Source organism: Arthrobacter sp. TmtSoilC79 (genome assembly GCF_059739405.1).
Window position 1 is genome coordinate 1 of sequence record NZ_AP046051.1, and the last position, 17964, is coordinate 17964.

At 60.3% G+C, this 17964-nt stretch carries 15 protein-coding genes; 8 read left to right on the forward strand and 7 right to left on the reverse strand.

Annotated elements, in window-relative coordinates; all coding sequences use genetic code 11:
• From gyrA to dnaA, 7 genes are all read right to left on the reverse strand, one after another.
• Nucleotides 1-2519, reverse strand: a 2519-nt coding sequence (gene gyrA / locus AC6JA3_RS00005; RefSeq protein WP_497919768.1) for a DNA gyrase subunit A, incomplete at its 3' end; no start/stop codon positions are given.
• A gap of 63 nt (nucleotides 2520-2582) precedes the next feature.
• Nucleotides 2583-4661 carry a DNA topoisomerase (ATP-hydrolyzing) subunit B gene (gyrB, locus tag AC6JA3_RS00010; protein WP_026541009.1) on the reverse strand — a complete coding sequence of 693 codons (2079 nt, stop codon included), beginning with the start codon at nucleotides 4659-4661 and terminating at the stop codon, nucleotides 2583-2585.
• Nucleotides 4662-4998: 337 nt separating this feature from the next.
• On the reverse strand, nucleotides 4999-5553 hold the full coding sequence (locus tag AC6JA3_RS00015) for a DciA family protein (protein WP_026541010.1): 555 nt from the start codon (nucleotides 5551-5553) through the stop codon (nucleotides 4999-5001).
• Nucleotides 5540-6733 carry a DNA replication/repair protein RecF gene (recF, locus tag AC6JA3_RS00020; protein ID WP_091550516.1) on the reverse strand — a complete coding sequence of 398 codons (1194 nt, stop codon included), beginning with the start codon at nucleotides 6731-6733 and terminating at the stop codon, nucleotides 5540-5542. The genes AC6JA3_RS00015 and recF overlap by 14 nt, the downstream gene beginning before the upstream one ends.
• Before the next feature lie 23 nt (nucleotides 6734-6756).
• Nucleotides 6757-7641 carry a phosphogluconate dehydrogenase (NAD(+)-dependent, decarboxylating) gene (gene gnd / locus AC6JA3_RS00025; RefSeq protein ID WP_026541012.1) on the reverse strand — a complete coding sequence of 295 codons (885 nt, stop codon included), beginning with the start codon at nucleotides 7639-7641 and terminating at the stop codon, nucleotides 6757-6759.
• A gap of 41 nt (nucleotides 7642-7682) precedes the next feature.
• On the reverse strand, nucleotides 7683-8807 hold the full coding sequence (gene dnaN / locus AC6JA3_RS00030; RefSeq protein WP_026541013.1) for a DNA polymerase III subunit beta: 1125 nt from the start codon (nucleotides 8805-8807) through the stop codon (nucleotides 7683-7685).
• Between the two features lie 574 nt (nucleotides 8808-9381).
• A complete protein-coding gene (gene dnaA / locus AC6JA3_RS00035) occupies nucleotides 9382-10800 on the reverse strand; it encodes a chromosomal replication initiator protein DnaA (protein ID WP_026541014.1) in 1419 nt (472 codons plus the stop codon).
• 465 nt (nucleotides 10801-11265) lie between these two features.
• Here dnaA and rpmH point away from each other — a divergent pair, with 465 nt between their 5' ends.
• The 8 genes from rpmH to AC6JA3_RS00075 all read left to right on the forward strand — a co-directional run bounded on the left by rpmH (nucleotide 11266) and on the right by AC6JA3_RS00075 (nucleotide 16936).
• On the forward strand, nucleotides 11266-11403 hold the full coding sequence (gene rpmH / locus AC6JA3_RS00040) for a 50S ribosomal protein L34 (protein ID WP_011776797.1): 138 nt from the start codon (nucleotides 11266-11268) through the stop codon (nucleotides 11401-11403).
• Nucleotides 11404-11444: 41 nt separating this feature from the next.
• Entirely contained in the window at nucleotides 11445-11855 is a 411-nt protein-coding gene (gene rnpA, locus AC6JA3_RS00045) for a ribonuclease P protein component (RefSeq protein WP_026541015.1), read from the forward strand.
• Nucleotides 11785-12270, forward strand: a complete 486-nt coding sequence (gene yidD, locus AC6JA3_RS00050) for a membrane protein insertion efficiency factor YidD (protein WP_497919769.1) — start codon at nucleotides 11785-11787, stop codon at nucleotides 12268-12270. Before rnpA ends, yidD begins: the two co-directional genes overlap by 71 nt.
• A gap of 16 nt (nucleotides 12271-12286) precedes the next feature.
• Nucleotides 12287-13258 (forward strand): membrane protein insertase YidC, encoded by a 972-nt coding sequence (yidC, locus tag AC6JA3_RS00055; RefSeq protein WP_026541017.1) that lies wholly within the window; start codon nucleotides 12287-12289, stop codon nucleotides 13256-13258.
• Complete coding sequence (locus AC6JA3_RS00060; protein ID WP_026541018.1) at nucleotides 13258-13809, forward strand: Jag family protein; 552 nt, start codon at nucleotides 13258-13260, stop codon at nucleotides 13807-13809. Before yidC ends, AC6JA3_RS00060 begins: the two co-directional genes overlap by 1 nt.
• Before the next feature lie 6 nt (nucleotides 13810-13815).
• The gene (gene rsmG, locus AC6JA3_RS00065; RefSeq protein ID WP_011776793.1) at nucleotides 13816-14466 is read left to right on the forward strand and encodes a 16S rRNA (guanine(527)-N(7))-methyltransferase RsmG; all 651 of its coding nucleotides are present in this window, start codon (nucleotides 13816-13818) and stop codon (nucleotides 14464-14466) included.
• Nucleotides 14467-14595: 129 nt separating this feature from the next.
• The gene (locus AC6JA3_RS00070; RefSeq protein ID WP_081733571.1) at nucleotides 14596-15609 is read left to right on the forward strand and encodes a ParA family protein; all 1014 of its coding nucleotides are present in this window, start codon (nucleotides 14596-14598) and stop codon (nucleotides 15607-15609) included.
• 67 nt (nucleotides 15610-15676) lie between these two features.
• On the forward strand, nucleotides 15677-16936 hold the full coding sequence (locus tag AC6JA3_RS00075) for a ParB/RepB/Spo0J family partition protein (protein WP_497919770.1): 1260 nt from the start codon (nucleotides 15677-15679) through the stop codon (nucleotides 16934-16936).
• The last annotated feature ends 1028 nt before the right edge of the window (nucleotides 16937-17964 follow it).

A 17964-nucleotide genomic window follows, 5' to 3' on the forward strand; every position in this document is an offset into this window, starting at 1 on the left:
TCGACTTCCAGGCCGCGTTCGCTGTTGCGCGCAACCTCAATAATGCGGTCATTCTTGTCCGGCTTGGCGAAGATGACGCCCATGGTGTCACGGCCCTTGGCCGGCACGCCGGTTACCGCCGAACGGACCACCTTGCCGCCCTCCATGACCACCAGGACTTCGTCTTCTTCCTGCACGATCAACGCGCCCACAAGGTCACCGCGGTCTTCAGCAAGCTTGGCAACCTTGATCCCCAAACCGCCACGTCCCTGCAAACGGTATTCGTCCACAGCGGTCCGTTTGGCGTAACCGCCCTCAGTCACGATGAAGACGAAGGAACCGTCCTGGACGACATCCGCGGCAAGCAGTTCGTCGTCTTCACGGAACTTCATGCCGGTCACACCGGACGTAGCGCGGCCCATGGGGCGCAGTGCGTCATCGGTGGCTGTGAAGCGGATGGACTGGCCCTTGCGCGAGACCAGCAGGAGGTCGTCGGTCTCGCTGACCAACTGGGCGGAGACCAATTCGTCCTCATCGCGCAGGTTGATGGCGATAACGCCGGCTGTGCGGTTGGTGTCGTAGTCCTCAAGCCTTGTCTTCTTGACCAGGCCATTCTTGGTGGCAAGCACCAGGTAAGGAGCCTGCTGGTAGTCCCGCAGGTCCAGGACCTGGGCGATGTGCTCGTCCGGCTGGAAGGCCAGCAGATTGGCAACGTGCTGGCCCTTGGCATCGCGTCCCGCCTCAGCGAGCTCGTATGCCTTGGCACGGTAGACGCGCCCCAGATTGGTGAAGAACAACAACCAGTGGTGGGTGGTCGTGACAAAGAAGTGCTCCACGACGTCGTCGCCACGCAACTGGGCACCCTTGATGCCCTTGCCGCCGCGCTGCTGGGAACGGTAGTTGTCGCTGCGCGTGCGCTTGACGTAGCCGCCACGCGTAATGGTGACAACCATTTCCTCTTCGGGGATCAGGTCTTCCATGGACATGTCGCCGTCGAAACCCATCAGGATGTGGGTGCGTCGGTCGTCGCCGTGCTTGGCGACGATCTCGGCAAGTTCCTCACTGATGATCTGGCGCTGCCGCTCTTCGGAAGCCAGGATCGCGTTGTATTCCTGGATCATCGCTTCGAGCTCGGAGTGGCGGTCCTGGATCTTCTGGCGTTCCAGGGCGGCCAAACGACGCAGCTGCATGTCCAGAATGGCCCGGGCCTGGAGCTCGTCAATCTCCAGAAGCTCCATGAGGCCTTCACGCGCAGCCTCTGTGGTGTTGGAGGCACGGATGAGCGCAATGACTTCATCCAGCATGTCCAGGGCCTTGAGGAGCGCGCGCAGGATGTGCGCTTCTTCCTCGGCCTTGCGCAGGCGGTACCGGGTACGGCGGGCAATGACGTCCATCTGGTGCGCAACCCAGTGCCGGATGAAGGCATCAAGGCTCAAGGTGCGCGGAACGCCGTCGACAATTGCCAGCATGTTCGCCGAGAAGTTGTCCTGCAACTGCGTGTGCTTGTAAAGGTTGTTCAGGACCACCTTGGCAACGGCATCGCGCTTGAGCACAATCACCAGTCGCTGGCCGGTACGGCCCGAGGTTTCATCACGAAGGTCCGCGATGCCTGAAATCTTGCCGTCCTTGACCAGTTCGGCAATCTTGATGGCCAGGTTGTCCGGGTTTGCCTGGTACGGAAGCTCGGTCACCACCAGGCAGGTACGGCCTTGGAGTTCCTCGACGTTGACCACGGCACGCATGGTGATGGATCCACGGCCGGTGCGGTAAGCGTCCTCGATGCCCTTATGGCCCAGGATGGTGGCGCCGGTGGGGAAATCCGGGCCCTTGATGCGCAACAGCAGCGCTTCAAGGAGCTCTTCGCGCGTGGCCGTGGGGTTCTCAAGTGCCCACTGGACACCCTCGGCGACCTCGCGAAGGTTGTGCGGCGGAATGTTGGTGGCCATGCCGACGGCGATGCCGGAGGAGCCGTTGACCAGCAAGTTGGGGAAACGCGCCGGCAGGATGGTGGGTTCCTGGTTCTTGCCGTCGTAGTTGTCCTGGAAGTCGACGGTTTCCTCGTCGATGTCCCGGACCATCTCCATGGCCAGCTGCGCCATTTTGGTTTCGGTGTAACGCGGAGCAGCAGCGCCGTCGTTGCCGGGCGAACCGAAGTTGCCCTGGCCAAGAGCCAGCGGGTACCGCATGGTCCAGTCCTGGATCAGGCGCACCAAAGCGTCGTAGATCGCCATGTCACCGTGCGGGTGGTACGTACCCATGACATCGCCCACCACGCGGGCACACTTGTTGAACGAGCGGTCCGGACGGTATCCGCCGTCGAACATCGCGTAGAGAACGCGGCGGTGCACCGGCTTCAGGCCGTCCCGGACATCCGGAAGGGCGCGGCCCACGATGACGGCCATGGCGTAGTCCAGGTAGGACCGCTGCATTTCGGTCTGCAGGTCCACCTGCTCGACGCGGTCGGTCAGCACATCACCCTCAAGAACTACATCCTCGGCGTCGTTCGATTCCGCCGGGACTTCGGGAGTTTCGTCACTCATAATCTAAGGTTTCCGTTTCAGGTATATGTCAGTTCTGGAATATTCAAAGCCCTTTGCGGAGCCCTAGATATCGAGGAACCTGACGTCCTTGGCGTTCTGCTGGATGAAGTTTCGGCGCGACTCAACGTCTTCGCCCATCAGGACGGAGAAGGTCTGGTCGGCAGCCAAGGCATCATCCATGGTGACCTGCAGCAGCGTCCGGCGATCCGGATCCATGGTGGTGTCCCATAGCTCGGTGTAGTCCATCTCGCCCAGACCCTTGTAGCGCTGGATGCCGTTGTCCTTGGGGAGTCGCTTGTTCATCGCGGCACCCTTGCGGATGGTTTCATCACGTTCGCGGTCGCTGTAGACGTAATCGTGGGCAGCGTTGGACCATTTGATCCTGTAGAGCGGCGGCTGGGCCAGGTAGACGTAGCCGTTCTCGATCAGTGGGCGCATGTAGCGGAACAACAGTGTCATCAAGAGGGTGGTGATGTGCTGGCCATCAACGTCAGCATCGGCCATCAGCACAATCTTGTGATACCGGAGCTTGGCTATATCGAAGTCCTCGCCAATACCCGTGCCGAATGCCGTGATCATGGACTGGACTTCCGCGTTCCCCAAGGCCTTGTCCAAGCGGGCACGTTCCACGTTCAGGATCTTGCCGCGCAGGGGCAGGATGGCCTGGGTTTCGGGGTTGCGGCCACGCTTGGCCGAACCACCGGCGGAGTCACCCTCTACGAGGTAGACCTCGCAGCGAGACGGATCCTTGGAGGAGCAGTCGGAAAGCTTGCCGGGCATGCCGAAGGATTCCAGCGGGCTCTTTCGGCGGGCGTTATCGCGTGCCTTGCGGGCAGCCATGCGTGCCTGGGCAGCCGAAATGGCCTTCCGGATGACATCGCGGGCAGGACCGGGGTTACGCTCCAGCCAGTCACCCAGCTGATCCGTGACGACGCGCTGGACAAAACCCTTGACCTCGGAGTTACCCAGCTTGGTCTTGGTCTGCCCTTCGAACTGCGGCTCGGAAAGCTTGACGGAAATAACAGCCGTCAGGCCTTCACGAATGTCATCACCGGTAAGGTTGTCTTCCTTTTCCTTGATGATGCTCTTCTCGCGCGCATAGCGGTTGATCAGGGAGGTCATCGCGGCGCGGAAGCCTTCTTCGTGCGTTCCACCCTCATGCGTGTTGATGGTGTTCGCGTAGGTGTGGACGCTTTCCGAGTACGCAGTGGTCCACTGCATGGCAACCTCGACGGCGATGTGCCGCTCGGTGTCTTCGGTTTCGAAAGCGATGACGTCCTCGTGGACGATCTCCACCTTCTTGTTCGAGTTCAGGTGCTTGACGTAGTCCAACAGGCCATCCGGGTACTGATACACCACGGTCCTGTGTTCGGCGGCTACTTCACCTTCCGTGGCCACGGCATCCAGGTCGAGGTCGCCATCGCCGTCGCGGGAAGCGGGACGCTCATCGGTCAGCGTGATCCGCAGGCCCTTGTTGAGGAAGGCCATCTGCTGGAAGCGGGCACGGAGGGTTTCGAAGTCGAACTCGGTGGACTCGAAAATGGTGCCGTCCGGGTAGAACGTCTGGGACGTTCCGGTGACGTCTGTTTCTTCTCCCTTGACCAGCTCGCCCTGGGGCTTGCCGCCGTCGGCGAAGGTCATCCGCCATACGTGGCCCTGCCGGCGTACTTCCGTGTCCACACGGCGGGACAAAGCGTTCACCACGGAGATACCCACACCGTGGAGGCCGCCGGAGACTGCGTAACCGCCGCCACCGAACTTGCCGCCTGCGTGGAGGATGGTCATAACCACTTCAACCGTCGGCTTGCCTTCGGTGGGGTGGATGTCCACGGGGATGCCGCGCCCATCGTCAACAACCCGCACGCCACCATCGGCACGGAGCGTGACCTCGATGTGGCTGCAGTAGCCGGCCAACGCCTCATCAACAGAGTTGTCCACCACTTCATAAACCAGGTGGTGCAAGCCGCGGGGGCCGGTGGATCCGATATACATGCCGGGGCGTTTGCGCACCGCTTCGAGGCCCTCCAGCACGGTGATGTCGCTGGCACCGTACTCCCTGGGCGCCACCTCAGGCGTGTCAGGCTTGGGAACAGTCTCCTCTTCGGGCTCTACTGCCAAGGTCTCTGCATTGTCGTTAGCCACAGGCGCTTTCGACTCCTCTGTACTCGATGTCGGCCGTTCCCGGTGGTGTCCACGGCGAACCGCAGCCGTCAACGGGCACGTGACTGATTGCGCCGACTAGTCGGACGAAGGGGGTACCCTGCCACAAGAGTGGATCCAGGAACCCCAACGACGTTTCACCGGCGCTCAGTGATCTACACCAATTCTATCGTGGAAACGCACAAATCCTTGCAAATACGGGGGCAGCCCAGAGCTGAATATGGCCGTGGGAGGCCGCTGGCCCTATCTGCAATGGCCCTGCGGTGGTCCCGATGGGGGCCTATACGACTCCGGGGCGTTGAATCGCCCTGCACGCCGTTCAGCCGTAAGTGTCCCGCGGTCCGCGACCGTTCACGCTGCGCCCGCCCTTTCGCCAACTCGGAGCCGAAGGACCCAGCACTTGAATGCTGGTCACTACGCCTTCGCCCAGTTCGTTGCGGAACATCTCCAAAAGACTGCTGCTCAGCAGACGAAGCTGCGTAGCCCAGGCCGTGGAATCGCAGCGAACATGGAGCGTTGTGTCCGTGAAGCTCTCCGGCGTGCAGTGGGCGGAAATGTCCGGTCCAACGAGGGTTTCCCATTCGGCCATGACGGATCCCACGGCCACAGGCGACGTCCACCCCCGCTCGGCCACCAGGCGTCCCACCACGTTGCCCAGGCCCAAGGGATCCCGGCCGCTTCCATGGAATTGCGCAAAACCCCTGGTGTCCCGGATGCCCTTCCGCTTAGGGGCCGATCCGGGCCTGGGCGCGCGCTGCCGGACTTCGCCGCGGGCGGCCGCAGCCTCCCGCATCCGGTTCAGCGCCGCCTGGGCGGCGTCGATTTCGTCCGGATCGCGGCCGGGTTGAAGTCCGTCGCGGCTATCCTTCGCCATCGATGCCTCCCGGAACAACGGTTACGCGCCGTCCGGCCAGCTCCTCGGGGATATCGGCGTCGACGGCGGCAGTCACCAGTACTTGCTCGGCACCGGCGACTATTGCAGCCAGTTTACGCCGGCGCTGTACATCAAGTTCGGCAAACACATCGTCCAGGATCAGGATCGGAGCGGTGCCCCCGGTGCGCGCGTCATCGAGCATCACATAATAGGAAGCCAGGCGCAGGGACAAGCACATGGACCACGTCTCGCCATGGGACGCGTAGCCCTTGGCCGGAGCTTGGCCCAACACCAGTTCCAGTTCATCGCGGTGCGGACCCACCAGGGAGATGCCGCGTTCCAGCTCCTTTTTCCGCGATGCTGCGAATGCCTGGATGTAGCGTTCGGTGAGTTCGTCAATGGACAGCAGCCGGAGGTCATCAACCGACGCCGAAGGTTCCGTACCAGGATCGGCGGGACCGCCGTCGTCGTCCAGTACGCCCTGGATGGTCGAGCGGTAAACCGCACCTGCCTCCTTGGACCCATCAGTGAGCTGCGCGTAGGCGCTGTTCAGGTGCGGACGTAAACGTTCCACCAGTTCCAGCCTGGCATGGAGCAGCTCGGCCCCGGCCCGGGCCATGTGCTGGTCCCAAACGTCCAGGGTTGCCTCATGGCCGGCAGTGAACTTACCCGCACGGGCAGATTTCAGGAGGGCGTTGCGTTGTTTCAGGACGCGATCGTAGTCGCTTCGCGTAGCTGCATGCCGTGGAACCAGGCTGACCAGCAGCTCGTCCAGGAATCGGCGGCGGTTCGAGGGATCGCCCTTGACCAGAGCCAAATCCTCCGGCGCGAACAACACCGTGTGGCAGATCCCCAGAATGTCCCTGGCACGCACCGGATTTCCGCGGTTGATACGGCCACGGTTGGCTCGCCCGGCATTGATTTCCAGCTCGAGCATCGTGGATTGTTCTCCACGAACGAGCCTGGCCCGGATCATTGCGCGCTCGGCACCGAAGCGCAGCAGCGGTGCGTCCGTGCTGACCCGGTGGGAGCTCAGGGTCGCCAGGTATCCGATTGCTTCCATCAGGTTGGTTTTGCCAATTCCGTTGGAACCAACCAGGACAGTCACACCAGGGCCGAGTTTGAGGTCGACTTGTGCGTAACTGCGGAAGTCCGTCAGCGAAAGATGTTCGAGGTACACGCCGTTTGCAGGACTCCTGCGGCCTAGTTGGCCGGACGGGTGGCGTGTCCGCCGAACTGGTGGCGCAGGGCAGAGACCATCTTCATGGCAGGAGAGTTATCCTCGCGGGAAGCGAACCGGGCGAAAAGCGCGGCAGTGATGGCCGGCGCCGGCACTGCGTTGGCGATTGCTTCCTCAACGGTCCACCGGCCCTCGCCGGAATCCTCAACGTAGTCGTCAATCGAAGCCAGGCCCGGATCTTCGTCAAGTGCCTTGACCATGAGGTCCAGCAGCCAGGACCGCACGACCGTGCCCTTTTGCCAGGCGCGGAAAGTCCCTGGAAGATCCTTCACGATGTCCTTGGCCGCCAGCAGTTCATAGCCTTCGGCGTAGGCCTGCATCAAGCCGTATTCGATGCCGTTGTGGACCATCTTTGCGTAGTGGCCGGCACCCACGCCGCCAACGTGGACAAAGCTGTCGGCACGTTCGCCTTCGGGCCGGAGGGCATCAAAAACCGGCATTGCCAGTTCGATGTCTTCATCTGCGCCGCCAGCCATCAGGCCGTAACCATTCTCAAGGCCCCAAACGCCACCGGAGACACCGCAATCGGCAAAGCGGATGCCTTTTTCGGCAAGGGCAGCGGCGTGCTTCTGGTCCTCCGTGAAACGTGAGTTGCCGCCGTCGATGACCAAGTCGCCGGGGCTGAGCTTCTCGCCAAGTTCGCTGACCACGGCATCGGTGATCGCACCTGAGGGAACCATGACCCACACCAGCCGGGGGCTGGGAAGCGCTGCGATGAGTTCATCCACGGAAGCAACATCGGTGACGTCCGGATTGCGGTCGAAACCAGTAACTTCGACTCCACCGTTCCGCATGCGCTGCCGCATGTTGAAACCCATTTTTCCGAGGCCGATCAGACCGATGTGCACAGTGGGAACTCTTTTCTGCGAAGGTGGCGGGTACGTTTCGGTTAGTTGGGGAGGCGGACCGGCATGACGAGGTAGCGGTAATCGTCCTGGTCTTCTCCGTCAGCCTCAGCCTGGGCCGTAATCATGGCCGGTTTGGGAGCCGTGGTGAAGGAGAAGCGCACGTACTTGGTCTCGATAACGCTCAAGCCTTCAACAAGGTAGTGAGGATTGAAGGCAACAGTGATGTCTTCGCCGGAAAGTTGGGCCTCGAGCTCTTCGGACGCCTGGGCGTCTTCGCCGGTGCCGGCGTCGAGGTTCAGCAAACCCTGGGTGAAGGCCAAACGCACGGGAGTGTTCCGCTCTGCGACGAGGGACACACGGCGAACAGCTTCAACCAGTTCCTGGGTCTGGACTGTTGCGTGGATGGGCGTGGAATCCGGGAACAGTGAACGGATCTTGGGGTAATCACCATCCACCAGGAGTGAGGTGGTGGTGCGTCCGCCGCTTTCAAAACCAATGAGCCGGCTGTCGTCATCCGCCAAGGCCAGGTTGATGTCACCGCTGCCACCAAGGGTCTTGGCAACCTCGTTCAACGTCTTGGACTTAACGAGGGCGCTTGTGGAAATTCCTGGTGTGACCGGCTTCCAGGGAACTTCGCGCATGGCGAGCCGGTAGCGGTCGGTGGCAAGGAGGGTGATGAGGTCATCCTCGATCTCCATGCGCACACCGGTGAGGATCGGGAGGGTGTCATCCTTGCTGGCCGCAATGATTACCTGGGAAACAGCTTGGGCAAACGCATCGCCGGGCAGCGTTCCACTGATGGTGGGCAGTGCCGGGAGTGCGGGGTATTCACCCTCAGGCATGGTGGCCAAGTGGAAGCTGCTTCGGCGGCAGGTCAATGTCACCTTGCTGCCATCGGTCTCCACTTCCACGGGAGCTGAAGGAAGGCTGCGGCAAATATCAGCCAGCAAGCGCCCGGACACCAGGATGGTTCCCTCGACAGCGATGTCAGCAGGAATTTCCAAGCGTGCGGAGGTCTCGTAGTCAAAGCTCGAGAGACTGACTGTTCCTGCCTCAGCTTTGAGGAGGAGGCCGGAAAGTACCGGTACGGGCGGCCGCGGAGACAACGACCGCGCGGTCCACGTAACGGCTTCTGCCAGGACGTCGCGGTCGACTCTGAACTTCACGGAGGGGTGCCGCCTTTCATTGCTGCTGCCATGTAGTACCTGCGGATTCCTGCTTGGAATCGCTAAAACTTCGCAATCCGGCACCGGAACCTGCATGGTCCGCACTGAGCGAACTACAAACAGACCCAAGGATGGGAGCGCTGCTGACAGCTTAGCCGGAACATCCGCGATTAACCCATCCCCGCTTGGCCGGACCCCGCGTATGTGGACAGCCGGAAGCCGGCCTTGGGACCTCTGGTTGGTCTGCTTCCGCCGGGGCGGGGAGGTGGCAGAACGAGATTGTTATTTGAGGGATTTCAATTTTTTGGGATTCGTAGTGTTAATAACTGCTGTGGAAACTGTGGATAACCCGATCCCGCCGCGTCGTTCCGCGGTTAAGCCCTGTTCACGGATTGTGTGTTAACTGGGTTTTAAACAGGGTGTGGATGGGGACAACTCCCAGGGCGGTTTTTAACGATCCACAGGCGCCTTAAGGGTTTTAAGCCCATTAACCTAGCTTGTCCCCTTAAGTATCCACAGGCTTATCCACATGCACCTGTTAATAAGGTATGTAGTGGCGCCTGCGTTGTGGATGTCAGGAGTCGCGCTGCTGCTGTTTGATGCGGTTGGTGAGCTCAGTGACCTGGTTGTAAATCACACGACGCTCAGCCATCAGCTCGCGGATCTTGCGGTCAGCGTGGATGACCGTGGTGTGATCGCGTCCACCAAGTTCCTGGCCGATCTTCGGCAGGGACATGTCAGTCAGCTCGCGGCACAGGTACATCGCGATCTGCCGGGCGGTCACCAACGTGCGGGTGCGGGACTTGCTGCAGAGCTCTTCCATGCTGAGCTTGAAGTAGTCCGCTGTCTGGTCCAGGATCTGCTTCGCGGTGATCTCCTGGGCTCCGTCATCAGTGATCAGGTCCTTGAGCACCATTTCCGCCAGGGCCACATCCACCGGCTGGCGGTTGAGGCTGGCGAAGGCCGTGACCCGGATGAGGGCACCTTCAAGTTCGCGGATGTTGCTGGAGATCTTGGACGCGATGTACTCCAAGGCGTCATCCGGTGCGGACAGGCCTTCGCTGAGGCCCTTTTTGCGGAGGATCGCAATGCGGGTCTCAAGCTCAGGGGGCTGGATGTCCGTCAGCAGGCCCCATTCGAAACGGGACGTCATGCGGTCCTCGAAGCCGGCGAGCATCTTGGGTGGCTGGTCCGAGGTGATGACAACCTGCTTGTTGGCATTGTGCAGGGCGTTGAACGTGTGGAAGAACTCCTCCTGGGTCCGGTCCTTGCCCGCCAGGAACTGGATGTCATCGATCAGCAGCACATCGACATTCCGGTACGTGGTCTTGAAGCTGGTGCCTTCGTCATCACGGATGGAGTTGATGAAGTCGTTGGTGAATTCCTCGGAGTTCACGTAGCGGACACGGATCCCGCTGTAGAGCCGGCGGGCATAATGGCCGATCGCGTGCAGCAGGTGGGTCTTGCCCAGGCCGGAGTCGCCGTAGATGAACAACGGGTTGTACGCCTTGGCCGGCGCTTCGGCGACGGCGACGGCGGCCGCGTGCGCAAAGCGGTTGGAAGAGCCGATCACAAAGGTGTCGAAAATGTACTTGGGATTGAGCCGGCCAAACTCATGCGAGGTGCTGGGCGGAGTGGGCTGTGGCTTCGGCTCAGCGAAGTCGGACACAGCGGAAAGCTCGACGACGGGCTCCGGCTCTGCATGGACGGGCACCAGATCGGTGTCCACGTCGATCGCGCAGCGGATGTCGTCGGAGAAGACGCTGCGGAGTGCATCGTCCAAGGCGTCCTTGACCTGGGTCTGCAGGACTTCGCGGGTGAGTTCGTTGGGAACGGCCACCAAGAGTGTGGAACCAATGAGTCCCTGAGCCTGGGCGAGGATGACGAAACCGCGCTGACGGGGTGAAACCCGGTCGTCCTGTTCCATGAGGCTCAGCACCCTGCGCCAGGAACTTCCGACAGTGTTGGCGTGGTTGGCTTCGTCTACTGTCATCAATCAGTTCCTAAATTCTTGCTTGCCGGCGTTGCTGGCAGCCGAAGTCTCTCCGGCCGCTCTGTTCTGGGCGATAATCCACAGAGTTATACACAGCGGGTGGACATTGGGCTACTGAGCCACTCTAGGGGATGGAAACGCTAGAAGATAGCTGGGAAGTTGCCTGTGGATAATTACACCGTTGTTGTTCTTCGAAACGGTCTGTGAGCCACTTCATCCACAGGCTGGGAACATGGGTTGGGCACAGCTGTGGATAGCTCCGCGGCAGGCTCCCGGTTTGACTGTGGGTGCCTTTTTGCCCTAACGTTGTGAAGTCCTTTGTGTCCGCTTTTGAGATCAGTTGTAACCCCGTACGTTCACCGTACGGAAGGCAACGGCGGCAGGCACATACAAAACTTAGCGTCGGCCAGTTCTTCCCCTTTTTTGATCGGGTGGGCGCACCTTTGATCCACTGGAGTAACTAACGTGAGCAAGCGGACTTTTCAGCCGAATAACCGCCGTCGGGCCAAGAAGCACGGCTTCCGCCTTCGTATGCGCACCCGTGCCGGCCGCGCCATCCTGGCTGCCCGTCGCGGCAAGGGCCGCGTCGAACTGTCGGCGTAAACAACTGACTTGTCGGTCAGGGTCTTTTTGCGGGTTCGACGGTGCTAGCCACCCCTAACCGTCTGCGGACGTCTACCGACTTTTCAACAACTGTACGTTCCGGCGTCCGCAATGGACGCCGGAACTTAGTGTTATATACGGCCTCTATCGGGGCCGGGGAGCCGAGTCGAATCGGTTTCATTGTCTCCAAAGCCGTCGGGAACGCTGTGACCAGGAACCTCGTTAAGAGGAGACTGAGAGAAGCAGGCGCACTTTCCTTGCACACGCATGGAACCGGCCTGGCGGTGGTGGTCCGGGCATTGCCCGCAGCTGCATCTGCCAGCTGGGAGCAACTGCTCTCCGACTACAACGCCGCGCTGGCTGTGACGACGAAGCGATTGGGTGGCTCAGCTCCACGCAATGCTTCGACCGAACACCACGGCACCACAACGGAAGGGACACCGCGTGCATGACATAAGCACCGCCGTCGTTCCTTCCTCAAGCGACCCCTCCGGCAAGGTTCCGCATCGGAGCCTTCCGGCGGCGGTAGGCATGTTCCTGTGGGAGCTGCCCCGCAACATCCTTATTCTTTTGCTGAAGACGTACCGCAAGGTCATCTCGCCCCTGTACGGCCAGGTTTGCCGGTTCTTTCCCTCATGCTCCGCGTACGCGCTGGAAGCAGTAACGGTGCATGGCGCCGTGAAGGGCAGCTGGCTCGCAGCCAAAAGGCTCGCCAAATGCCATCCTTGGAACGCCGGCGGAGTGGACCACGTCCCCGCCGGTCATCGTCACTGGCCTGAAGGCCGGACGCCCACAATTGTTGTACTGAACAATCCGGACCAGTTCCTGGCTGCTCAGGCTGATGAAGAAGGCCGCGCAGCGGCCTAACGAATAGGGATATCGTATGGACTTCTTTGAAACAATCATGTTTCCGTTCAAGTGGCTGGTGTCAATCATCATGGTTGGCTTCCACGAGGGACTGAGCTTCATTGGCCTGCCCGCCGCGAACGGCTGGACGTGGACTTTGTCCATTATCGGCCTCGTGCTGGTGATCCGTGCCGCCTTGATTCCCGTCTTCGTCAAGCAGATCAAAGCGCAGCGCGGCATGCAGCTGCTGCAGCCGGACCTGAAGAAACTTCAGACCAAGTACAAGGGCAAGACCGATCAGCTGTCCCGCCAGGCCATGGCGCAGGAACAGATGGCGCTGTACAAGAAGCACGGGACCAACCCGTTCTCGGCATGTTTGCCGATGCTGATCCAGATGCCGTTCTTCTTCGCGCTGTTCCAGGTGTTGTCGGGTATCTCGAACGCAAAGAATGCCGGTAATGGCATCGGTGCGATGAGCGCCCAGCAGGTAGTGGAGTTCGATGAATCGAGCATCTTCGGTGCGCCGCTGTCTTCTGCGCTGCTCCACGGTGGTGCCGGAAACATCTCGGTAGTAGTTCTTTCCATCGTGATGATCGTTGCCATGACGGCCTCGCAGTTCATTACGCAGAAGCAGATCATGGCCAAGAACATGTCCGAAGAGGCTATGGCCAGCCCGTTCATGCGCCAGCAGAAGATGATGCTCTACATCCTGCCGCTCGTTTTCGGTATCGGTGGCATCAACTTCCCGATCGGTGTCCTGATCTACTGGACCACCACCAACTTGTGGACCATGGGCCAGCAGTTCTTCGTCATTCGCCGTATGCCCACCCCGGGTTCCCCTGCCGCTAAGGCACTGGAAGAGCGCCGCGCCGCCAAGGGCCTACCGCCGCTCCTGGGTGGAAAGAAGCCCGCCGACGCCGCCGCGGAAGCCGAAGCTGCAGCTGCTGCAGCCGCCGAGATCCGTGCACAGCGCGTCCAGCCACAACGTAAGAACAGGAAGAAGAAGTAATGTCTGCCGAGAGCACTGAAGAAGTTATCGCCGCTGTGACTGAAGACCAGGACGAAACGCAGGAAGAGACGCAGTCCAAGACGGCCAGCCGTCTCGAGGAGGAAGGCGATATCGCCGCCGACTACCTCGAGGAACTCCTGGATATTGCCGATATCGACGGCGACATCGACATTGAGGTCCGCAACGGACGCACCTACATCTCCATCGGCGCCGATGAAGAATCTGCAGCGTTGGATAGCCTGGTGGGCCGTGACGGTGAAGTGTTGGAGGCTCTGCAAGAGCTGGCTCGCCTCTCCGTACTCTCTGCGACGGAGAACCGTTCACGCCTCGTCCTGGACATCAACGGATACCGCAAGGAACGTGCCGGCGTTCTGCAGAAGATCGCCGAAGACGCCGTAGCCAAGGTCAAGTCCGACGGCGGTACCGTCGCCCTTGAACCGATGAGTGCTTACGAGCGCAAGATCGTTCACGACGCCGTTGCTGACCTTGGGTTCGTTTCCGAGTCCGAAGGCGAAGGCGCAGGCCGTCACATCGTCGTTTCGGCTGACTAGCAGCTCATGGTCGAAATAACCGCAGCTGAACTTGAAGCGGCCGAGAAGATTTTTGGGGAGCGCCTGGATCTCGCCAAGCGCTATGTTGAACATCTTGCAACGTCCGGTACTGAGCGTGGGCTGATTGGTCCACGGGAGATTCCGCGTTTGTGGAGTCGCCACGTCCTGAACTGTGCAGTCATTGAATCCGCCATTGCCATGGACAGCCACGTCGCCGACGTCGGATCCGGCGCAGGCTTGCCTGGTCTCTGCTTGGCAATTGCCCGGCCGGACCTCGAACTGACCCTGATTGAGCCGCTTGAGCGTCGTGTCATCTGGCTCCAGGAAGTGGTGGACGATCTCGGCCTGGATAACGTCACCATCATGAGGACGCGTGCTGAGCTCGCCGTGGGCATGGTGGACGCCGACGTTGTTACGGCGCGGGCAGTTTCTGCTCTCAGTAACCTGGCAGGTCTGACGATTCCCCTCCTGAATGGCCATGGCGAAGTTGTCGCCATCAAGGGCCGCAGCGCGGCCGAGGAGATCGAGAAGGCCAAGAAGGTCATCCGCAAACTGGGTGGCGTGGAAACGTCAGTTGTTGTTTGTGGACAGGAGCTTTTGGAGGAACCCACCACCGTGGTGAGGATTATCGTCAACAAGCCCGGAAAGACGGCCTGAGACCCGCTTGGTTTCCAGCGTGTCGGCGGCTGAGCAGTTAGGCTAGAGAACGGCAGCAAGCGCCGAATGAGAGTGAGAGTGTGACCAGTGGGCAGTAGTGAAACCTCCACGCAGCGAATCCCCCCGTTTATGTCGTTGGGGTCCGCGCGGGCAATGGCCACACCCTCTGCATCTCTTCAGTCTGCGATTGTGCGTCCCAATTCGGTTGAGAATGCTGCCGTTTCACGTGAAACCGTATCTGATGGAGTGCATAACGTGATGGATTCCATTGATGATTCAAGTCCGATCGCCCGTCAGTTGGCCAATGAAACCCGTCGGCGCGAGCGGTTGATCGGCAGGGAGCTCCCCAAGCCGGATAAAACCCGCATCTTCACTGTCTCCAACCAGAAGGGCGGAGTGGGTAAAACCACCACCACGGTGAACATCGCCGCAGCCCTGGCCTCTGCCGGGCTCAACGTGCTGGTGATCGACATTGATCCCCAAGGAAACGCCTCCACGGCACTTGGAATAGAGCACCATGCCGACGTCGACAGCATCTATGACGTCCTGATCAACGACCTCCCCCTGAAGGACGTCGTTGCTGCCTGCCCTGACATCCCTAATCTGATCTGCGCCCCCGCCACCATCCACCTTGCCGGTGCTGAAATCGAGTTGGTCTCGTTGGTGGCACGCGAGCAGAGGCTTCGACGAGCCATCGACGTTTACGCCAAGGAGCGGGAGAAGAATGGTGAAGGCCGGCTGGACTTCATCTTCATTGACTGCCCTCCCAGCTTGGGCCTGCTGACGGTCAATGCCTTCTGCGCAGCCAGTGAAGTTCTGATCCCCATCCAGTGCGAGTACTACGCACTGGAAGGGCTAAGCCAGCTCCTCAAGAACATTGAGATGATCCAGAAGCACCTCAACGCCGACCTGGTTGTTTCAACGATTCTCTTGACCATGTATGACGGCCGCACCAACCTGGCTGCGCAAGTTGCCTCCGAGGTACGCCAACACTTCCCCGAGCAGGTTCTGGGAGCTGTGGTTCCGCGTTCAGTGCGTATCTCTGAGGCGCCGAGCTACCAGCAAACGGTGATGACTTACGATCCTTCGTCGAGTGGTGCGCTTTCCTATATGGAAGCCGCTGCCGAAATCGCCGAACGCTAGAATTCTTGAAACACTGCAACAGCCAGAGCAGGTCCGTGCTCGGCCATTTCATCGGAGGGATGAATCAATGAGCGAAAAGCGAAGGGGCCTCGGTAGGGGTCTTGGGGCTCTCATTCCCAGCTCGGCTGCGGCCCAGGGAAACGGTTCTGCGCCGTCCCGCCCAGTGGATTTGTTCTTCCCGGAAGCAAAGAAGTCCGCTGAACCGGTAGTGGAGGCTCCGGCTTCCGAAGCGGCTGTTGAAGCTGAAGCTTCGCAGCCGCCTGGTGCGGCAGCAACCGTCGGTAAGGCCGCGGTGCAGGAGACTAGGAAGTCGGCAGCGTCGGATTCTGCTGCGTCCAAGGCTGCGGCTTCCAAGGGGCCGGCCTCCAAGGCGCCGGCCAAGTCCGCCGCCAAGTCAACGCCGGCTAAGACTGCGACCAAGCGAACTACTGCTTCGTCAACTCCGGAATCCAACGATGTGAATGCTGCGGCTTCCTCTTCCTCTGCGTCGGACGTGGAGCTGGTCGAGGTCCCCGGCGCCCGTTTCGCTGAGATCCCGGTGGGTGACATTCACCCGAACCGCAAGCAGCCTCGTTCGGTTTTCGATGAAGATGACATGGCCGAGCTGGTCCACTCGGTTCGAGAAATCGGAGTCCTCCAGCCAATTGTTGTACGTACTTCAACCGAAAAGGGTGGAGAACCGTATGAGCTGGTCATGGGTGAGCGTCGATGGCGCGCAGTTCAGGCCGCGGGCCTCGAGACCATCCCTGCGATTGTCCGAGACACCACCGACGACGACCTTCTCCGGGATGCGCTGCTGGAGAACCTGCACCGGAGTCAGCTGAACCCTCTTGAAGAGGCTGCTGCCTACCAGCAGCTCCTGGAAGACTTCGGCACCACCCACGAGCAGCTCGCGGACCGTATTGGCCGCTCACGTCCGCAGGTCTCCAACACGCTGCGATTGCTGAAGCTCCCGCCCTTGGTTCAACGACGTGTAGCTGCCAGCGTGCTTTCAGCAGGCCACGCCCGTGCTCTTCTGGCACTTCCGGACGCGGCCGCCATGGAACGTTTGGCTCAGAGAATCGTGGCTGAGGGTATGTCTGTCCGCGCGACAGAAGAGGCAGTGGCCCTCTATCAAGACCCCACTACACCGGCCAAGAACAGCATTCCGAAGCCGAATGCCCGCCACGAACGTCTTGACTACCTCGCTTCGTCCCTCTCGGACCGCTTGGATACCAACGTAAAGATCACTCTGGGGGCCCGCAAAGGCCGCGTTAGCATCGAGTTTGCCAGCGTTGAGGATCTCAATCGCATCATGGATGTCCTGGGACCTGGCGCCGAAGACTGACACTTCCGACTCTCTAGAATGGGACCTGCTCTTCGAGTAGGTCCCATTTTGCTTGTCTTCTAAGTCTTCTCCTACGAAATGAGCATGGTCCCGCCACATTTGCCGTGCGACATTTCCAGGTCTGGTCCCTAAGGTTCGGAACAGCGAAAAAGTCTCAACGTTTCACGTGAAACATGGGTGGTGTTCCCCCGTTTAGGACTTGTGGCATTGCGAGCAACTGTCCCGCAGTGTGGGGTGCCTACGCCGGATTTAGCTTTCTGGCTAATGTCGTGGACGGTACGGTTTTGGCGGACTGCGATGCGCTTCATAGGCCTACTAACCCGAACTCCACTCCCAGGTGGCTGCATTAGGCCTAGTGATGGCCGGATCGGAAGGAAGTGCCATCGCCCTATTGCGCCTGAGTCAGCAGAAGCTTGCCCTCGACTCCTCCGTAGGATCAGATACTGTTTCACGTGAAACAGCTGGGCTTCAGCAATACGCTATATATCTGGGTTCCATCTGCGGTGGTTCCGGTGTTCCAGGCCAGACATCAATTTGCCCTGAAGCAGTGTAGGCCGCATAAGCAGTAGTTAACACTTCGGTTTGCCGTCACCCCGAGGTCTAAAGGCAGCGAAGTACCCTCGAGGTTGTCTAGGAATTGCCTCAGCGGACTCAGATTTCGGTGGCAACCAGTGCCCGCCCAACCTGCTCTTTCTGGTCACCTAGGAGGTAACCGTGTGGGTCACGCAGTAGTTGTCTTGTGAGGCCTCGTTGGCCGGGTGGCAGACTCAGATACACTACCTGTCTGTTCGACGGCTCTTCTACTCCTCCTGCCTGGAAGTTAGCGGCTTCGGCGTCGCATATCGTGTTTCACGTGAAACGAAATCGGACATGGCCTCGGATCCAGGAAACCCGCAATGGCCAGCACTCCTTACAAGCTTGGAGCCCTCAAGACCTGGCGCATAAGACCACCCGAAAGAGCCCGGCCAGCAATTAAGGCGCCTAGTTGCTGATAGTCCACTCTTGGATAGATCGTCAGGCATGTTGAT